Origin of the sequence: Glutamicibacter sp. AOP12-B1-11 (genome assembly GCF_052379245.1) — a bacterium.
Taxonomy (GTDB): Bacteria; Actinomycetota; Actinomycetes; order Actinomycetales; family Micrococcaceae; genus Glutamicibacter.
Genome location: NZ_JBQSYL010000047.1, coordinates 1 through 17584 on the forward strand (window position 1 = coordinate 1; position 17584 = coordinate 17584).

Annotated in this window: 15 protein-coding genes; 5 read left to right on the top strand and 10 right to left on the bottom strand. The window is 61.3% G+C overall.

Going from position 1 to position 17584, the window contains the following annotated elements; genetic code table 11:
* Window positions 1–287 precede the first annotated feature (287 nt).
* Entirely contained in the window at window positions 288–1265 is a 978-nt protein-coding gene (locus ACT3UQ_RS18675; protein ID WP_105552974.1) for an EamA family transporter, read from the bottom strand.
* A gap of 146 nt (window positions 1266–1411) precedes the next feature.
* On the opposite strand from ACT3UQ_RS18675, the gene ACT3UQ_RS18680 reads away from it, so the two are divergent.
* Window positions 1412–1954 (top strand): CGNR zinc finger domain-containing protein, encoded by a 543-nt coding sequence (locus tag ACT3UQ_RS18680; protein ID WP_105552696.1) that lies wholly within the window; start codon window positions 1412–1414, stop codon window positions 1952–1954.
* A gap of 89 nt (window positions 1955–2043) precedes the next feature.
* Complete coding sequence (locus ACT3UQ_RS18685; RefSeq protein WP_105552695.1) at window positions 2044–2370, top strand: hypothetical protein; 327 nt, start codon at window positions 2044–2046, stop codon at window positions 2368–2370.
* Between the two features lie 9 nt (window positions 2371–2379).
* Here ACT3UQ_RS18685 and rraA read toward each other — a convergent pair whose 3' ends face one another.
* The 6 genes from rraA to ACT3UQ_RS18715 form a co-directional block, all read right to left on the bottom strand.
* Window positions 2380–2856: a ribonuclease E activity regulator RraA gene (gene rraA / locus ACT3UQ_RS18690; protein WP_105552694.1), complete on the bottom strand. Its 477-nt coding sequence runs from the start codon at window positions 2854–2856 to the stop codon at window positions 2380–2382.
* A 62-nt stretch (window positions 2857–2918) separates the two neighbouring features.
* Window positions 2919–4316 carry an amino acid permease gene (locus tag ACT3UQ_RS18695; protein WP_444637701.1) on the bottom strand — a complete coding sequence of 466 codons (1398 nt, stop codon included), beginning with the start codon at window positions 4314–4316 and terminating at the stop codon, window positions 2919–2921.
* 196 nt (window positions 4317–4512) lie between these two features.
* Window positions 4513–4809, bottom strand: a complete 297-nt coding sequence (locus tag ACT3UQ_RS18700; protein ID WP_258133488.1) for a hypothetical protein — start codon at window positions 4807–4809, stop codon at window positions 4513–4515.
* A gap of 40 nt (window positions 4810–4849) precedes the next feature.
* On the bottom strand, window positions 4850–5428 hold the full coding sequence (locus ACT3UQ_RS18705) for a DUF308 domain-containing protein (protein WP_105552692.1): 579 nt from the start codon (window positions 5426–5428) through the stop codon (window positions 4850–4852).
* Between the two features lie 76 nt (window positions 5429–5504).
* Entirely contained in the window at window positions 5505–6725 is a 1221-nt protein-coding gene (locus tag ACT3UQ_RS18710) for an alpha-hydroxy acid oxidase (protein WP_105649657.1), read from the bottom strand.
* A 39-nt stretch (window positions 6726–6764) separates the two neighbouring features.
* Window positions 6765–8078, bottom strand: coding sequence for an MFS transporter (locus ACT3UQ_RS18715; RefSeq protein ID WP_105649656.1), 1314 nt, complete (start codon window positions 8076–8078; stop codon window positions 6765–6767).
* 172 nt (window positions 8079–8250) lie between these two features.
* Between ACT3UQ_RS18715 and ACT3UQ_RS18720 the strand changes: the two genes are divergently transcribed.
* Entirely contained in the window at window positions 8251–8910 is a 660-nt protein-coding gene (locus ACT3UQ_RS18720; protein ID WP_444637691.1) for a GntR family transcriptional regulator, read from the top strand.
* A gap of 16 nt (window positions 8911–8926) precedes the next feature.
* Here the strand turns inward: ACT3UQ_RS18720 and ACT3UQ_RS18725 are convergent, their stop codons facing one another.
* On the bottom strand, window positions 8927–10267 hold the full coding sequence (locus ACT3UQ_RS18725) for an MATE family efflux transporter (protein ID WP_444637693.1): 1341 nt from the start codon (window positions 10265–10267) through the stop codon (window positions 8927–8929).
* A gap of 131 nt (window positions 10268–10398) precedes the next feature.
* Here ACT3UQ_RS18725 and chrA point away from each other — a divergent pair, with 131 nt between their 5' ends.
* Both chrA and ACT3UQ_RS18735 read left to right on the top strand, forming a co-directional pair.
* Window positions 10399–11622, top strand: a complete 1224-nt coding sequence (gene chrA / locus ACT3UQ_RS18730) for a chromate efflux transporter (RefSeq protein WP_444637695.1) — start codon at window positions 10399–10401, stop codon at window positions 11620–11622.
* 68 nt (window positions 11623–11690) lie between these two features.
* Window positions 11691–12515: a hydrolase gene (locus ACT3UQ_RS18735; protein ID WP_444637696.1), complete on the top strand. Its 825-nt coding sequence runs from the start codon at window positions 11691–11693 to the stop codon at window positions 12513–12515.
* A gap of 318 nt (window positions 12516–12833) precedes the next feature.
* Here ACT3UQ_RS18735 and ACT3UQ_RS18740 read toward each other — a convergent pair whose 3' ends face one another.
* Both ACT3UQ_RS18740 and ACT3UQ_RS18745 read right to left on the bottom strand, forming a co-directional pair.
* Window positions 12834–14192: a copper amine oxidase gene (locus tag ACT3UQ_RS18740; protein ID WP_444637698.1), complete on the bottom strand. Its 1359-nt coding sequence runs from the start codon at window positions 14190–14192 to the stop codon at window positions 12834–12836.
* Window positions 14193–14322: 130 nt separating this feature from the next.
* Window positions 14323–17584 (bottom strand): SdrD B-like domain-containing protein (locus ACT3UQ_RS18745; RefSeq protein WP_444637700.1); only part of this gene is annotated, 3262 nt, incomplete at its 5' end.

The window sequence follows — 17584 nt, forward strand, 5'->3', positions numbered from 1 at the left end:
CCGTGTCAGGGCCGCCGAGGTCATTTCCAACGGCGGCGATCACCCCGTCCTCGACGAGCAGCGAGGTGGCAGGTTCGGTGCCTTCACCCCGCCAGATGGTGCCGTTCACGAACAAGGTGGTACGCCGTGGTGCAGACATGCTTCTCCCAAACCGATAAGCCGAAAGTTAGAGACTCACATTTAAACGAACGTGATTCACATCTCATACTGTACGGAGTGGCCACAGGCGACTCAAGAGGTTTGCGAGAAAGAAATTTTGCCGTGATTCCGCGCTGCGCCGCTGGAGCTTAGCGGCGGATTCGCGCGGAGCGCAACTCGTCGATACGCACCAGCACCACTCCCAGCACGATCAGCAGTCCGCCGAAAAGCTGGATCGATCCGGGCAGCTCGGAGAGCAAGAGCCAGGCCCAGAGCACCGCGAAGAGCACCTCGGTCAAGGAAATGAAGGAGGCTACCTTGGAGCCCAGAGCACGGGCGGCCATCACTCCGGTGGTGTACGAGAACACGGTGGCTATCAAGATCAATCCCAGCAGGGCAACCCACCACGGAACCTGCATCCCGGCGAAGGAACCACTGCCAAATTCGGCACGCATCGGCAGGATCCCGAACAAGCCCACCAGTGCCAGCGAGAGCGCACCGACGAGCATGCCCCCGGCCGACAGGATAATCGGCGGCAACGCACCGTCAACGCGGGCGCTGACAAAGAAATACACGGTCAAGCCGACCGCAGCCCCGAGCCCCCACAAAATTCCAATCGGGTCCAAGGCAGAGGCTCCGTTCAGGTCCAGCACCGCAACCAAACCGGCGAGAGCGAGCAAGGTGCCGCCGATCGTCGCGACCGAAGGGCGCTTCTTATGACGCATCCAGAGCACCAGCACAATCAGCACCGGCGCCAAGTATTCAAGGAGCAGTGCCACACCCACATCGAGGCGTTCAACCGCCAGGAAATAGCACAGCTGGCAGGCGCCGACCCCGAAGAACCCGAACAGCAGGATCGAAACCCAGTTGGTGCGCAGCAAGGTCCAGCGTCCGCGCATCGCCAGAAGCGCAGGAATTGCGAGCACCAAAGCGGCGCCGGCCATGCGCACCGCCACCGCGGCTGCCGGGGTCCAACCGGCCTCGAACAGCCCCTTGGCGAATGAGCCGGACAGGCCGAAAGCGGCCGAAGAAGCCAACGCAATCCAAATTCCCGCCAGCTGTCCGTGAGTGCGGACTGAGCTCAGCGTTGACGGCGGAGAATTTGGTGACTTTTGGGGCTGTGACATGAGCTGGTAGGCCTTTGCTACGAATGCTCCCAAGCGACATGCGGTACAGGAACACGCAGGTGATTCAGGAGCAAAAGATTATATGATCATGACAATACGGATCCGCTTGAACTCGCGTCAATCCACGAACATCCCGGGAATGATTTATGACCTTTGCGCCAGATATTGAAGCGTCGCTGCACACTATCGTGAACTTGTTGAACACCGAGGTTTCGTTCGTCGACTTGCTTTCCACGGTGCCGGATTTGGATCAGTTCCTGCGCACCGAGAACTTCAGCGGCCCCCATGCCCAAGACCAGTCCGAGCTGCGTTCCATCCGCCAGCTGCGTGCCCAGCTCAAAGGCATCTGGACCACCGATGAGGATGACGCGGTGTTCAAAGTTAATCAAATACTGCGCAACGTCAACGCCCAGCCGCAGCTAATCAAGAACGAAAAATGGGGTTACCACCTGCACGCGACCACCACCAGAGCCCCGCTCTACGACCGCATGGCGGTGGATGCAGCCATGGCCTTGGCCGAGGTGATCCGCTCCGGCGGGCGCAAACGTTTGCGCATCTGCGCCTCCACCGACTGCGGCGCGGCCCTGCTTGACCTGTCGCGTAACCGCTCGAAATTGTATTGCGACACCGGCAACTGTGCCAACCGCGAGCATGTTCGCGCCTACCGGGCACGAAAAGCGAAAGACTGACGCCTAAATAAGTCGCGTTATCCATCGCTTCGACCCTAAGATGATTGGATAACAGGAGCATCCTGTCCTCGCAGTCGAAAGGCCAGATCATGACCGGTGAAGCACACGCATCCGAAGAATATGAGGCACGCCTTGAAGCCAGCGCGGATTCCCCGCTGAAGGCAGCCGGCCGGTGGGCCGCAGCTATCGCCTCCGCAACGCTCGGCGACGCAGAATTTGAAGCACGCGGAGCCGAGGTAGTCGTTCATTCCTTGAAAAACGATGCAATTCTGCTGCGCATGCAAACCTCCAACCTTGAAGAAGCCGAACGCTTGATCGTTCAGATTCGCAAGGATCTAGAGGAGTTGAGCACCGCTGAGTTCGTTGAAGAGTGGGGCCAAGGAAATACTGGAGGCGGAAAACACCTCTCGGAATAGGGTGGGTGCCTAGCGCTCGACCAGCACACCATCCGCGTCGGCGTACACCATGGCGCCGGGGCGGATGGTGACCGCGTCAATTTCAAGGCTCAGATCGCTGAAACCGCCACCGCGTTTCACGGTTTTGCGCGGGTTGCTCCCCAACGCCTTGATGCCAAGGTCCATCTTTGCCAGTTCAACGCGGTCCCGCACCGCACCGTTGATGATAACCCCGGCCCAGCCGTTATCCACCGCCGCTTGGGCGATCATGTCTCCCATAAGTGCGAAGCGCAGCGACCCGCCGCCGTCTACTACCAGCACCTGGCCTTCACCAGGGGTATTCAACGTGGATTTGATCAGCACATTGTCTTCAAAGCATTTGATCGTTTTTGCAGGGCCCGAGAAGCTTTCGCGGGCGCCGAACGACTGGAACTGCAGTGAAATCGACTGGATCTGCTCTTCGAATTCGTCGTAGAGATCCGCGGTGCTGATCGCTTCTTGCTGCATGGTTGCTCCTGGTCGGTGAGGGCTAGAGTCTGGTTCAACTCACAGCCTAACTCGCCGCAGAATTATTTCGACTTTAGTGTCTCGCGATATGAATCGGTGTGCAGCGCCCCCAAGCGCGAATGCTTGCGGCCGTAGCTGAGGTACACGATAAAACCGACAATCATCCAAATACCAAAGACCGCCCAGGTGTTCGTGCCGAGGTTGAACATCAGGAACAAGCACGCGGCGATTCCGAGGATGGGGGTCACCGGGTAGAACGGCACCTTGAAGGTTCGTGGCGCGTCCGGTTGGGTCCGCCGCAGGAAGATGACCGCGGCTCCCACCAGCGCGAACGCGAAGAGGGTTCCGATGCTGGTGGCTTCGGCCAGTTCACCCAACGGGATCAGCGAGGCGGTAAGTGCCACCGCGCTGCCGACGATGAGCGTACCGATCACCGGGGTGTGGGTCCTAGGGGAAACCTTGGCAAAGGCCTTCGGCACCAGTCCGTCGCGCCCCATGGTCAGCAGGATGCGGGTCTGCCCGTACAGGGTGGTTAGCACCACCGAGATGATCGCGACCACCGAGGCCAGAGCGAAGAGCAGCACCAGCCAGCGCTGCCCGGTCACCTCGGATACGATCATCACCAGTGCCGCTTGGGCGCCTTCAAACCACTGCCAGTTGCGTGCGCCTACCGCGGCCACCGCCACCAATACGTACACGGTGGTCACCAGAATCATGGAGATGATGATTGAGCGTGGCATATCGCGTTGCGGGTTCTTTGCTTCTTCACCGGCGGTGGATGCGGCGTCAAAGCCGATGTAGGAGAAGAACACCATCGAGGCGGCAGCGCTCACACCGGCTGCCCCCATAGGCAGCAGCGGAGCGAAGTTCCCCGCGTCGAAGGCGGTGAACGCGACGATGGAGAAGAACACCAGGATCGCGATCTTGACTATCACCATGGCGGTGTTGGCCAGGGCAGATTCACGGGCACCCCGTGCCAAGAGCAGGGTCGCTAGGATCACCGTAATCAGTGCAGGCAGGTTGATGACGCCGCCGTCTACCGGACCGCTGGCCAGCGACGCGGGCAGCTGCATGCCGAAGATTTCAAGCGTTTGGTTCACATAGGAACCAGCTCCTACGGCCACGGCGGCCGCGGATACCGCGTATTCAAGGATCAGGCACCAACCGCAGATCCATGCCACCCCTTCGCCCATAGTGGCGTAGGAATAGGAATAGCTGGAACCGGACACCGGGACCATGCCGGCCATTTCAGCGTAGGACACCGCCGAAAGCAGCGCTGTCACGCCGGCGAGCACGAACGCGATCCAGATGGCCGGACCGGCAACGGGTACCGAATCGCCAAGGATCACCAAGATGCCGGTTCCCAGCGTGGCTCCGACGGAAATCATGGTCAGTTGCAGCACCCCGAAGCTGCGCTTGAGCTGTCCGAGACCGGCGTTAGTTGCGGCCTCGGTGGTCATGGAGTGGATTGATTTACGTCGAATCAGCTGCTCGCCCAGTGGGGTGCGGCTACTTCTCGACGTCTGCTTCGTGTTGTTCACGTGTCAATCCTTGAAAATGGCGTTCTTGTTCGGTGCGGTGCGCTGACCGCCAAGCTAACGACAACGCGCTGGGTCCGCCTTGACGGCGGGCCCAGCGCGTTGTCGACGCGATGTTTTAGTCTTCGAACTTTTTGTTCGGGTCGGCCGAGGAACGGTTCACACCCGTGCCCTTGCCCAGCTCAGAATCGTTTTCCTTGCCTGCCATGGTGAGCACCGAGATGATCAGCAAACTGGCGACAAAGGCCACCCCAAAGCAGACCAGTCCGATATCAAAACGAATCGGGTTCTGCGAGCCTCCGGTCGAGGAGATCATGCCGACCACTCCAGCAACGACAGCCAGCAACAGCGAGAAGCTCAGCGGGCCTTTAATTGAATGGCTCCACGGTTGCTTCTTCTGCGAGTTGTTTCCCACCAGGAACTCCGTTTCTACTTTTCCTGTTGACCTAAAAGTATTAGTTGTTTTCGATTTCGGTCGATGCCGCCGCCTTGGCGTCATGGCGATGGCCGAACGCGGCGATCAGTTCAAAGACCGCGAAAATTATGGTGCCGCCGCCGATCAGGCCGAACATGCCGTGAGCATCCAGCGACGTGCCGAAGAGCAGGGCAATGGCCAGGATCATCGATACCGCGGCGGTGATCAGCTGGTTACGGAATGGCGGGAACTGCGCGCGCATTTTCACAAAGACGTAGAGCTCAACCACACCGGTGACGAAGAACGCGAAGGCTGCGAGATATGCGACCCACATGGGGGTGGTGGCGAACAGGCTGGCAATGCCTGCCAGCAGCATGAGTCCGGCACCTAGCGCGTAGGCCCCTCGGGACTTCTCCGGAGCGCTCGGCACGGTGACGTACTGCCACATGAAGACACCTGTCACCACCAGCAGCGCACCGGTCGCGTAAGACAGCACGGTCTGATCCGCGTTGATCCAGAATATCGAGATGAGCGAGTAGACCAGGGCGCCGAGTCCGCGCAGGAATACCGGGCGGAAGACGTCTTGGGCTTGGGCTGGGGTGGTTTTTGGTGCAGGCACAACCCCATTCTACCGGCGATAGAACAAAGAATCAGCCGAGTCCAAGCTAAGTCACATTTACCGGTGCGCCCGCGAGCTAGCCGCGACGGCGAATCAGGCTCTCGTTGAGCTCGCCAATCGTTGCCGCGCCCATCAACTGCATGGCGACTTCTACTTCCTTGGCCAGCAATTCGATGGCACGGCTCACGCCTTCCTCCCCGCCGGCCATCAGCCCGTAGAGATACGCGCGGCCTATCAATACGAAGTCCGCCCCGGCGCATAGCGCCGCGACGATATCCGAACCGGACATGATGCCCGAGTCCATGATGATCTCCAGTTCCTCCCCAACCTCGGCACGGACTTCGCTCAACGCTTCGAAGGCGATCGGCGCCCGGTCCAACTGACGTCCCCCGTGATTTGAAACCACCAACCCGTCGGCGCCTGCGTCCTTGGCCTTCGCCGCATCTTCCGCGGTGAGCACGCCCTTGACGAAGAGTTTCCCCTTCCACAATTCGCGGATCCATTTGAGATCTTCGAAGTCCAGCGAAGGGTCGAACATGGAGTTGATGATGCTGGGCAGGTCCGCGGACGATTCCGAGAGGGAAGCGAATTTCAGCGAATCGGTGGTCAGGAAGTTGAACCACCACTCCGGACGGTAAGACGCGTCGAGGACCGTCTTCAAGGTCAGCTCCGGCGGAATCTTCATGCCGTTGCGGGTATCACGGTGGCGTTGGCCCGCCACGGGAGTGTCCACGGTGACCAGAAGGGTGTCAAAACCCGCCGCCTGGGCCCGGCTAACCAGGGCCGCGGACTTTTCGCGGTCCTTCCACAAGTACAGCTGGAACCACCTGCGCCCCTCGGGTGCAGCTTGGGCGACCTCCTCGATGGAGCGGGTGCCCATGGTGGAGAGGCTGAAGGGGATGCCCGCCCGTGCGGCGGCGCGGGAGCCGCCGATTTCTCCTTCGGACTGCATGAACCGAGTGAACCCGGTGGGCGCGATACCGAAGGGAAGAGCGGATGGAGCACCTGCGATCTGCGTGGACAGGTCCGCTTCTGCGGTTCCGTGCAGGATGCGCGGCAGCAGTTCGACCGAGTCGAAGACCTCGCGGGCGCGGGTTGCGGTAATTTCATTTCCGGCGGCGCCGTCCACGTAGTCGAAGGCTGCGGTGGGGGTGCGCCGTTTGGCAATGCGGCGCAGGTCCCATAGATCTGCAGCCTGGGCCAGACGCGCGGCACGGCGATCGGTGGATGGCAATTTGAACTTCATCAGGTTGACTAGTTCGCCGACGTCTGGGAATTGACGCTTGAGATTACCCAAGAGTTGTCCTTTGCTTTCGTGTCAATTGAATAGCGGTTTTTAGTAGCGGATTCGGTGCTTCGCGTGGGCACCGAGGTAGATGGCAATAGCCGAGCTCAGGCAGCACAATGCGAGGAATCCTGCCGGCAGGCTAACCGAGCCGTTGCCGAGCTCCAAAAGCGCGGCGGCGATCAGCGGCGAGAGTCCCGCCACGATGGCGCCATTCATTTCGCGGGCAATCGCGATGCCGCTGAAGCGCACCGATACCGGGAATAGTTCGGTCAGGAAGGCTCCCTGTGCACCGGAGGTGCAGGGAATGACCAGTCCGTAGCCCAAGGCGATGGCCAAGAAGCCGAAGATGAATTGGTCGGTGGCCAGCATCCAGAAGATCGGGAAGGCCAGCAGCAGCCCGGCGATGTTTCCGGCCGCGAGGATGCGCGCCGAGCCGAACCTGTCGGCCAGCCAGCCGCCCACCGGCGTGAGCACTACCGAGACTAGCGAGCCGAGCGTCACCGCAAGCAGCGCCTGGCTGCGCGCCATGCCGGAGCCAACCATCAGGCTGATGGAGAAGACCGCCAAGATGTAGTTCGTGGCGTTATGCCCGGTAATTGCGAAGAATCCCAGCAATACCTGGCGCCAGTGGGATTCGAAGACCTCGCGCAGCGGCAGCTTTTTTGCCCCTGCCATCTGCTGGGCTTTGCCCATGGCCTGCGTGTACTCGGGAGTTTCTTCCAACTTGTTGCGGATGTAGAGGGCCACCAGGAAGAGCAAGGCAGAAACGAGGAACGGAATGCGCCAAGCCCAGCTAAGCAGCACTTCGTCCCCGAGCAGGGAAACCGAAAAGAAGCAGATGGTCGCCAATGCAATGCCCAGCGGCGGGGTGGAGAGAATCAGCGAGGTGTACATGCCGCGTTTTTTCGGCTCGACATATTCGGCCACGAGGGTCATCGCTCCGGTGAGTTCCGCACCGGCGCCGAAGCCCTGAATCAGGCGGAAGAGCACAAGCAAGCCGATGGACCAGGCGCCCCAGGTCTGCGCGGTGGGCAGCAAACCGATGCCGACCGTGGCGATGCCCATCAGTACGACCGAGAGCAGCATTGCCGGACGGCGCCCGAATCTATCCCCGAGATGCCCAATGACCGCTCCGCCCACCGGGCGGGCCACGAATCCCACGGCGAAGGTCGCGAAGGCGGCGATGGAGGCCGCCGAGCTTCCGGCTCCGGCGAAGAACAGCGGGCCGATCACCACGCTGGCCGCCGCCCCATAGAGCGCATAGTCGTACCACTCGATGGCGGTTCCGATCAGGGAGGCCGAAATGGCCCGGCGGCGCTGCACGCGGAGCGGGTCGGAACCCACTGTTATTGTCTTTTCCATCGGTTCGTTCTCCTCCGCCTGGAAGCGAAAAATCCTTGTTGGCTCGCGGTAAACCAACGTAAGATACCTGAAATATATTTCAGCCAAGACTAGACTGTTCCTTGATTCCGGGAAAGTCTCGCGCCAAAAGTTACGCGCGCTTCCACAGGGCTAAGCAGAGAAATGAGGATCCATGGCTAGTTCATTGTCCGAGCGGCTCACGCTGGAGCTGCGCGAACGGATCGCTACCGGCCTGCTCGCCCCGGGCACCATGGTGATCGAACCGGCGTTGGCCGAGGAGTTCCAGGTGTCCAAAACTCCCGTCCGTGAATCTCTGCGCCAGCTGACCAGCGAAGGCCTGCTGCAGCTTTTGCCGAAAAAGGGCTACCTGGTGCGGGCGATCGGCATGGAGGATATCCATGAAGTCCTGGAACTGCGGATCTTGCTCGAACCGCGGGCGGCGCGGAATGTCGCCCGCTTCCATTCGGCGCAAACGCTCGCCGTGCTGCGCGGGCACCTCGCCGAGCAGGAGCGCCAGGCCGAGGCAGACCCCATTGCCTCAATGCTCGCCGCCCGCCGCTTCCACGAGGATCTCTCGGCGGCCAATCGCAATTCGCGGATCACCGCTACGCTGACCAAGTGTTTCGCCGAGACCGCCAGGGCACACTACGTCTTGCCGGCCATGCAGCCCTATATGTCCCAGTCCGCTGAGCTCGCCGAGCATCGAGCCATTTTGGCGGCCATTAGCGCAGCGGATACTGAAGCTGCGGAGAACGCGATGCGCACGCATCTGCAGTCCATTCACCGGGCCATGCTCGGACAACGTCAAGACCCAGACTCGCTATGGGACTAGCCGGCTAGTCCGGCTCTCACTGCCCTAGGCGCATCCACGCGTCACCTCGGGCGCGCAGCCCCAGGGTGATGGCACGCGCCAGCATGTAGCCGATGGCGAAGACCACCCAGATCCACAGGATCGCCGATTGCGGGTCAATCGCAAAGTGCTGCACCGCCCACAACATGGGCAGATAGGCGAGCAGGTTGATGGTTCCAGCAATGCCCAGATACTTCGCATCCCCGGCACCGATCAACACGCCATCAAGGACAAAGACCAATCCGCAGAGCGGCTGGGAGAGTGCCAAGATCCACAATCCCAGGGTGGTCAGCCGGTGGACCTCGGTATCCGGGGTGAACATCATCGGGAACACCCACGAGGTGGCGAGCAGCAATAGCCCGGTGAATATTCCGAAATAGATCCCCCACCGGCTCATGATCCCGGTGAGCTGGCGAACCTGGGATGCGTCTCCTGCTCCGAGTTCTTTGCCAATGAGCGCTTGGGCCGCAATGGCCAAGGCGTCCAGCGCAAAGGCAAGGAAGGAAAAGATGGTGAAGACCAGCTGGTGGGCCGCCAGCGTCAGCTCTCCTGCGTTGGTTGCCACCACGACCGTCAACAGCAATGCCACACGCATGGTCAGATTTCGCAGCATCAGCCATGAACCAACCTGGCCGGTGGAAATGAATCCCGCCCAGCTAGGACGCAGATGGATTTCAGCGGCCCGGATGCGCGGCACGAGCATCCACAAATACACCAGCGCCATCAGCCACTGCGCGATCGAGGTCCCCAAGGCGGCACCGGCCACGGACATCTGCAGCCCGTAGACCAAACCAAAGTTCAGCACGATATTCAGCCCGAAACCCGCGGTGGCTACCACCAGCGGTGTTTTGGTGTCCTGCATTCCGCGCAGCACGCCGGTTGCCGCGAGGACCAGCAGCATGGCGGTGAGACCGGGCATTGAATACAGGATGTAGTCCACCGCAAATTCGAGGGTCTGTCCTTCACCACCCATCAGCCGCACCAGCGGCTCGGCAAAGATGAAGCCTGCCACCGACAACACGATGCCCAAAACCACCGCAAACCACATGCCGTCGCGTCCGGCCGCCATGGCGCGCGCCTGCTGCCCTGCGCCGAGAGCGCGAGCCACCGCCGGGGTGGTGGCGTAGGCGAGGAAGATCATCAGGCCGACCGCGGTATGCAGCACGGTGGTCCCCAGGGCCGCGCCAGCCAGCTCTGAAACACCGAGGTGCCCCACGATGGCCGAATCCGCCATCAGGAATAGTGGCTCGGCGATCAACGCCCCCAAGGCGGGAATGGCCAGCACGAGGATCTGCTTGGCTAGGGTGGGGGAAGTTGTCCGGGACTTTTCTGCGTTCACGAGTCCTACTCTACGAACTGAGCGGCGCTAACGGCGATTCCTCCGCCGGCACCCAAAGGGTTCATCCCTCGTTTACCTGCGCTTTGCGGCGCAATTAAGCAGTCGTATTCCGGAGATGAAATACTTCTACTATGACTTCTTCCCCCGATGCGGCTCCCGTCGGCCCGCCCCCGGCGGCGCCGGTCGGCGAGGTCTTCGCCGCCTTCCTCAAGCTGGGGCTCACCTCCTTCGGCGGCCCCACCGCGCATCTGGGCTTCTTTCGTGAAGAGTTTGTGGTCAAAAGAAAATGGTTGAGCGAAACCGCCTACGCGGATGTTGTGGCGCTCTGCCAGTTTTTGCCTGGGCCTGCCTCGAGCCAGGTCGGCATGGCCCTGGGCTTGCAGCGCTCCGGAACCTGGGGACTGCTCGCCGCGTGGGCCGCCTTTACCCTGCCCTCGGCGATCTTGCTGGTGCTATTCGCGCTGGCGGCCAATAGCCTGGATTCGCTGATCGGGGACGGGTGGATCACCGGCCTCAAGGCGGCGACCGTTGCGGTGGTGGCGCACGCCGTGTTGGGGATGGCAAAGACCCTGGCTCCGGATGCGCCGCGCGCAACGCTAGCGGTGGCGGCGATGGGCGTAGTGTTGCTGTTCCCTTCCCCTTTCATCCAGGTCGCGGTGATCCTCGCCGCGGGGCTAATCGGCCTGCTCTGGCTGCGCCATGGGGCCGAAGATTCGGCGCAGAGCGATTTTAGCTTCGCCCGCCACTCGCGGCGCAGCGCGGTGATCTGCCTAGTCGTCTTTGCCCTGCTGCTGATCGGCTTGCCGGTGGCCGCCGCGGTCTTCGATCACGGGGCGCTGCGCCTGACCGAGATCTTCTTCAGCACCGGTGCGCTGGTCTTCGGCGGTGGCCACGTGGTGCTGCCCATGCTCGAAACTCAAACGGTGGGTGCCGGGCTCGTGGAGCATGATGCATTCCTCGCCGGCTACGCAGCAGCCCAAGCCGTGCCGGGACCGCTTTTCACCTTCGCCGCCTATCTGGGTACGGTCTTCCAAACAGGACCGAGCGGGGTACTCGGAGCGGGCATCGCATTGCTTGCGATCTTCCTGCCCTCGGCCCTGCTGGTCGCGGCCGCGCTCCCGTTCTGGCAGCGCCTGCGCCGGTCGAGCACGGCTCGGCGGGCCTTGTCCGGGATCAACGCCGCGGTGGTGGGGCTTCTGGCCGCGGCGCTCTACTCCCCGGTGTTCCTGCAAGGTGCTTCCACCGTTCCCACATTGGTCCTTGCGACGGCCGGATTCGTGGCTCTGCACTGGTGGAAAACCCCGCCGTGGATGCTGGTGATTTTTAGCGCCGTGATCGGTTGGATTTTATTCTGACCCTGTGCAGCAGCGGATAACCGGGTTAGGCTGGGACATTGCTTCGCCCCCGGACCGGAAGTAGAACTATGCAACTGATCGATTGGCAGTGCGCCGCCTGCGCCGTTGAATTCGAGCCGGCGGCCGTGCCACCGGAGTTCTGTCCCATCTGCGTCGACGAACGCCAGTATGTACCGGATGGCATGCAACGCTGGACGCACCGCGCCGAGCTTCTGGAGACCGGGCACCAGGTCCAAATCGAAGAGCTGGAACCCGGGCTGACCTCGTTTAGTTCTCCGGAAATCGGCATCGGGCAAAGCGCCCTGCTCGTGCAAACCAAGAACGGAAACCTGCTCTTCGAGGTGCCGGGACTGCTCGACCAACGGACCTTCGAAGCGATCAGCGAGCGCGGCGGCGTGCAGGGAATCGTGGCCAGCCACCCGCATATGTATGGCGTGCAGACCGCTTACAGCAGCGCCTTCGAGAACGCGCCCATCTTTATCGCGGCCCCCGACCAGAATTGGGTCCAACGCGCGAGCCCGAACGTGAAGATCTGGTCCGAACCCTTCGAACCGATTCCCGGGATCCGGCTCGAGCAGATCGGCGGGCACTTCCCCGGGAGCACCGTGGCCCTCTGGGCCTCGGGCGCCGCAGGCCAGGGGGTGCTGCTGGCCGGGGACGGAGTCTTCCCTGTGGCGGATGGGAACGTCACCTTCCTGCGCAGCTACCCCAACCGGATCCCGCTCTCCGGGCCGGTGGTGCGCCGCATCGCCACCCAGCTGGCCGCACTGGACTTCGAGCGGCTCTACAACAACTTCGCCAGCGTCGTGCCCAAGCGGGCCGGCGAGATCGTGGCGTTCTCGGCCGCACGCTACGCGGCCTGGGCCAGCGGCAGCAACGATTCGATGACCTGAACTACAAGTAGCTGCCGGCGGAAGAACGTGAAAACCAAGGGCCCTGATTTCTCACACTCGGCGCCTCCATTGCTCGCAATGTATCTGGCCGGAATGGCGCCAGGCGGCAGGAAGAATTCAACCTACTGTGGCTGCTCAGCGGAGTCTTGTTTCCGGCGAGCCCGTGGCATTTCTAGGAGCCGGCCGTCGCCAGCCAGGCAGGAACGGGCAAGCCCCGTTTCCCAAGATCCGCGGTGTTCTCCGGATTTATCTGGCCAACCGGGGTAAAATCCTACCGGGCTTCTCTGGACGCAGCGGTCCGCCCTGATAAAGGACCGGCTATGGCGATTCGGGAACTGGCTCCCCGCCCCAATTTTCGGGTCGGCCATTAAGATCCTGACGTTCTTCAGGGGAATCAATACGAGTGGCCGTCAGATCCCGCGGCAGCAAGGTGAATCCCTGCCAATGCACTTCCATTGGCGACTGCTCCTCATCGCGCGGCACATGATGATAGCCAACCGCCACCCAGGAGACCACGTCATCAAGCTGCTGGCTTTCTTGCTTGGCGACAAAGTCCACCACGCCTCGCCCACAGTCCCCGCTGTTGTAAGTCGCGAAGATCTGACATTCATCGACGTTCGTGAACGCAACGTCGTAGCCGATGTCTCCCTCGTGATGGTCCTCGTCATCGCAGAAGGTAAAGCTGTCGGTCTTACCCAGCTCGATTTGATAAGAAATTGGGTGTCCGTCCGCATTCAGCGTGCCCGGAGCCATAACCTTCCACCAGCGTCGATCGGTCCACCGAGCCGTTGCCGGCGCCGTGATGTCGGTATATGTGCCTTCAATGATGGGCGACTGCGGGCCTTTCTTACCTGTATCTTTAGCGTCAAACTGCTGGGCAACTTGCCCAGCTTCACCGCCCAGGGCCCAATCGATTTTCCACACCGCATTATGCGAATGGCTGGAGGCATGGTCGCTATCGCCTTCGCCCACGGCGGAGCCATGCTGTTCATCGGAATAGTTCGCCGGAGACAGGTCCCCGGTGGCGCCCAGCGAAGGACGAATCGAACCGTCGGCGCCGAAGGTCACCTGATTGATGTATTCGTACCAGCCGACCTTGGAGACCGTGGATAGCTGCCAGTCATTCTTGCGTTTAGCGAGAAGATCGCCGGCCTCCGCCGAACGGTAGGACAGGCCGGCATCCACCACGTCGCTGCAGAGCACCGGCCGTTCGGGCGACGTCCCGTACTTGCTGCCGTCGCCGATGTTGGGAATTGCTGCGCTATGTAGCTGCCCCACGCATTCGGTTTCGGTCAGCGAATGCATATTTGGCCCGCCGAACCCAGCGGTCGTGATATCCGAGGTGTTGCGCTTCCCATCATCGTAAGGCACTTCAAGCTGTGCCAGCGACATCTGGGTGACAACCGGAATCGGATCCGCACCGGGCGGGGTGAAGCTGATATCCGAGAGAATCATGCCCAGGGCGGGATCTACGGACCAGCACATATTCCAGGTGGCTCCGCTGGTCATTTCCTGGCTCAGTGGCTGCTCCGACGCTGCGGAACATGAGGTATTGGCCACCGGAGAAGCCGTGGCCGGGTCGCCTGAATCACTCGTCCCGCCAGCGGCGGTGCACGAAGCCAATAGGACGGCCGCAGCCGCAAGTGATACGATTCGGGCCGATACGCTGCGTCGCATGAAATCCTTGGTCCTTGTAGTTCAGACACATAAATGGGGAACCTCTATAAAGAGATCCCCCATCTATGTGATGTTACTAGCCGGTGGGCGGAACACCCCTAGATGACCAGGCGTGTTCCGCTACCAGTTGCTAGCTCTTGTGTGCGCGGCGGCGGTTCAGGGTCAGCAAGACACCTGCACCGAGCAGCAGCAGACCCAGCAGCGAGTAGGCGATAACCTGTGCACCGGTGTTAGCCAGTCCGTCGTTATCGTTGTCCCCGTTGTTGTTTCCGTTGCCGTCTCCGTTGCCGTTGCCATCTCCATTGCCGCTGCCGTCGTTGTCGCCGATGACGGTGAATGGAGCAGAATCCTGCTTCTTCCCGTCTTCGTCATTCACGATGACCTCGTAATCACCTTCCGGAGTGTTCTCCGGGATGGTGATGTCAATTTCGAAGGAGCAGTTCTCATCCACGGTGATGGTCAGGGCGCCGGGGATTGAATCCTTCGCCGCTACCTCGACCTTGCCGTCGATTGAGTTGATCATCAGGGTCAGGGTTTCACCCTTGGTGAAGCCCTTGCCGATGACCTTGATCGACTCGCCGCCCTTGACCTTGTTAGGCTGAACGGTCAGGGACTGTTCGGCTTCGCAGGTGTCGACCGGCTTCTGCTGGACGTTGATGCGCTCGCTGTCCTCGTTGCCGTCCTGGTCGTAGGCGTGAACGTCATATTCGCCGTTCTCGATTCCTTCCGGCACGGTGATCTTCACATCGAACTCGCCCTGATCATCGGTTTCGGTTTCCACGGTTTCAATGACGTTGCCGTCCTTGTCGCGGATCTCGACGATGATATCGGTGTTCGGAGGGAATCCCTCGCCGTGAACGTCCAGTTCGTCACCCGGGGCGACGTCCTTCGGATCAACGGTGATGTTTGGATCATGCTGTCCATCGCCACCCAAACCGGTCAGACCGGCATCTACGGTGTTGATCGTGGAAGCTTCGGCGGTCAGTGCAATAACCGCGGTGCGGCCATTCTCCTGAGCATCCGAGTCAATACCACGGTCATCGCCGACCAATGCTGGGGAGAACGAGGCACCTTCCGGAGCCACGAACTCAACGATGTACTCACCATGCGGCAGCATCTGCAGCCAGTAGCTGCCGTCTTCTGCGGTCTTGGTGCTGATGGCGTTGCCATCTGCATCATTGGCCGGGTTGCCCTCGGCGTCCAGCAGGTTGACGGTGATGCCGGAAACGCCGGCTTCGCCTTCGTCCTGCAGTCCGTTGCCGTTGGCGTCGTTGAAGACGAAGTCACCGATCTTTCCGTTGTTTCCCCCGCCGATGTTGCCATCGATGACGGTCAGCGGAGTGGAATCCGTGTTGCCGTTCTCGTCCTCGGCCACTACCTCGTATTCGCCAAGTTCGATACCCTCGGGAACGGTCAGCGGAGTCGTGAAGTGGCCATTCTCATCCGTCTCAACGGTGATCGGGCCGGCAATCACGTCACCGTTCTCGTCGACCAGAGTCACCTCGACTTCGGTGTTCGGATCGAACCCGTCACCGGTGACCTGAGTGTCCTCACCTGGCGCAACCTCGGACGGATCCACGGTCACGGTCGGGGAAGTGAACTCAACATCGGTGATGCCGGCATCGATGTTCTCAGCGGCCGGAGCCTCCGAGGTCACTGCCAGTGCAACGGTGCGGCCGTTATCCGGATTCACGTCGGAGTCGCGAGTTGCATCGTCTCCCACGTTGACCGGGGAGAACCCGGTGCCATCGGGCTTGATGACCTCGACGATGTACTCGCCATCGACCAGATCCGAGAAGGCGTAGATGCCGTTGGAATCGGTTACGGTGCTGATGGCGTTGCCATCTGCGTCATTGACCGGGTTGCCCTCGGCGTCCAGCAGGTTGATGGTGATGCCGCCCAGGGCGGACTCGCCTTCATCCTGCAAACCATCCTTGTTCGCATCGACCCAAGTGCGGCCGGAGATCGAACCGTCGCCACCACCGATGTTGCCATCGATGACGGTCAGCGGAGTGGAATCCGTGTTGCCGTTCTCGTCCTCGGCCACTACCTCGTACTCGCCCGGGGTGGTGCCTTCCGGAACGGTGATCGGGGTGGTGAAGTGGCCATTCTCGTCGGTCTCAACGGTGATCGGACCGGCGATAACATCGCCGTTCTCATCAACGATGGTGACCTCAACTTCGGTGTTCGGATCGAATCCGTCACCGGTGACCTGAGTTTCCTCACCTGGCGCAACCTCGGACGGATCCACGGTCACGGTCGGTTCGGTCACTGCCGGAGCGTCAACCACACCGGCGTCGATGGTCAGATCCGCAGCAGCCTCGGCGGTCAGGGTGACAACCGCGGTGCGGCCATCTTCCTGGGCGTCCGAATCAACCGCACGGTCATCCCCAACCAAGGCTGGCGAGAAGGAGGCACCTTCCGGAGCCACGAACCCGACGACATAGTCGCCGTGGGCCAGGGCCTCGAAGAGGTAGTTGCCATTCTCATCGGTTACGGTGCTCACGGCATTGCCGTCTACATCCTCGATCGCGTTGCCCTCGGCGTCCAGCAGGTTCACAGTGACACCGGCCAGGCCGGCCTCGCCATCATCCTGGATGCCGTCGGCATTCAGATCGCGCCAGACACGGTCGCCCAACACACCGTTGTTGTCGCCACCGTTACCGGCGATGACATTCAGCGGAGCGGTGTCGCTGCCGCCATCTTCATCGGTTGCCACTACCTCGAGCTCACCTGGAGTGGTGCCCTCGGGGACGGTCAGCGGCGTGGTGAAGTGGCCATTCTCGTCGGTTTCGACGATGATCGGCTCGCCCACAGGGTTGCCATCGGCGTCTTGCAGCTGAACCTCAACCGGTGAGTTCGGCTTGAAGCCGTCACCGGTGACCTGAGTGTCCTCACCTGGCGCAACCTCGGACGGATCCACGGTCACAGTCGGGGTGGTGAACACAACACCGGTGATGCCGGCATCGATGTTCTCAGCGGCCGGAGCCTCCGAGGTCAATGCCAGTGCAACGGTGCGGCCGTTATCCGGGTTCACATCGGAGTCGAGAGTTGCATCGTCGCCCACGTTGACCGGGGAGAACCCGGTGCCATCGGGCTTGATGACCTCGACGATGTACTCGCCGTACGACAGGTCGGTAAAGGTGTAGTTGCCGTTGTCATCGGTCAGGGTGCTAGTGGCGTTGCCATCTGCACCATTGACCGGGTTGCCCTCGGCATCCAGCAGGTTGACGGTGATGCCACCTAAGGCGGACTCGCCTGCATCCTGCAAACCATCTTCGTTGGTGTCAACCCAGGTACGACCCGAGATCGAACCGTCGCTGCCACCGGTGCTGCCATCGGTCACGGTCAGCGGAGTAGTGGCTTCGCCACCATCTGCGTCGGTGCCCTTC